The organism is Pseudomonadota bacterium (genome assembly GCA_026388215.1).
Classification (GTDB): domain Bacteria; phylum Desulfobacterota; class Syntrophorhabdia; order Syntrophorhabdales; family Syntrophorhabdaceae; genus JAPLKF01.
This window is the reverse complement of the sequence record JAPLKF010000218.1, coordinates 1-1,548: the sequence shown is the minus strand read 5'-3', so window position 1 is coordinate 1,548 and position 1,548 is coordinate 1. Positions and strand designations below refer to the sequence as shown.

General features: G+C 42.2%; 2 protein-coding genes. Both read right to left on the bottom strand.

Features of this window, described 5'->3' with window-relative positions; all coding sequences use genetic code 11:
• Positions 1-831: GAF domain-containing protein (locus NTU69_11050; protein ID MCX5804047.1), on the bottom strand; the 831-nt coding region annotated here is incomplete at its 3' end.
• 43 nt (positions 832-874) lie between these two features.
• Positions 875-1,548 (bottom strand): diguanylate cyclase (locus tag NTU69_11045; GenBank protein MCX5804046.1); only part of this gene is annotated, 674 nt, incomplete at its 5' end.

Genomic DNA, 1,548 nt, shown 5'->3' with positions numbered 1-1,548 from the left:
TGTTAGCACCTCAACATCATTCTGGGTAAATGCTACATCCTCATTCCTTCGTGATACAGTAATAACCCCTATGATAGCGCCAATGGTCTTCAGGGGCATGCAGATAAATGATTTTGTAGCGTATATGGGGCGATTGCTTCTTCCGAATCTGCTGTCCTTTTCAATATCCTCAACCAGGAGCGGTGATTTGTTGATAACAGCATACTTCGCAATGCTTGTGTCAAAATCGATCCTGCTTCCAACCTTTACTTCTTCACCAAGCCCGATTTGCGTCTGTACTATGAACGTTTTCCGTTGAGGGCGTTCCAGGATGAGAACAGAACCGATGTCTGCCCTCACAAGCTTGAGTGCCCGCTCCAACGTAACATAGAGAAGCTCCTCAGTATCAAATGTCACATAGCACAGGTCAGAAAGTTCTTTGAGCGTTGAGATCTCCGATGACCTCTTCTCGAGCTGGTTTAAGGTGTTTTTTAAGTGGCTTTCCATTGCATTAAAGGAATCGACAATATTGCTCAATTCGTCGGCCTTATGTTCGAGTTTAACACCGGTTAATTCCGAGACCACCCTTTCTGAGAATTCTTCTGATATCTTTGAGACCTTTTTGAATATGCTCCGTAAAATAATAAAACCGATAGAAGAAAATATAAGGAAACCGATAAGAAAAGTAGGTAATGAACTGTCTTGCAGGATATTATGCTTTACAGCAAAGAAGAGGAAACCAAGGGCAGGGAAAACAAAGAATAGCCCGATGCTCAACATGAGCCTGTAATAAAGGTCCCGCTTCTTCAGGAAGACTTCGCCCAACCGGCTATACGAGGGTTTTACTTTCATATTTTCTTTCTTATATTACCATTTTCATATTTTTTAAAAATACTCACTCTGAACCTATTCTAATTTTTTTTCGTTTCTCCTCATACATCAGTGTATCTGCCCTGGACATGAGTTCATCCAGTGAAGAGGGATTTCCATGGTCATAGTGTGCTATGCCTATACTCAAGGAGAGTGCATAGTTCCGGGTCTCGAGTTTATTATGTGTATCAAGGTAATTTTGTAAACGAGCTGTGAGTACCTCTTCGGTTTCATCAGTCGTATCTATAGCAAGGGCTGCAAACTCATCCCCACCCATACGACCAATAATATCTGATTCCCTGAATACCTCTTTAAGGACAGTTGCAATTTCAACAAGTGCCTTGTCTCCTTCCTGATGACCCAATCTGTCATTAATTTCCTTCATATTATCCAGGTCAGCAAAAAATAAGAGCATGTCTTTCTTTGCCCTCTCTGCCATCTTCATCTGTTGCTGGGAGAGGGTAAAAAACCCGCGACGGTTATATAAACCTGTAAGGTCATCCATAACCGAGAGGGTACGAAGTTCTTCTTCCATTTTCTTTTGCTCAGTGATGTCCTTGATTATGCCCTGATATCCTGATATACCCCCATCATTTCCATACCTGATTGTCGCTGTAATCAGGCACTCCATCTCTTGCCCAGTCTTCTTGCGGAGCTTAATCTCATAATCCCTCACCGAACCCTTTTCTTCTATCGTCT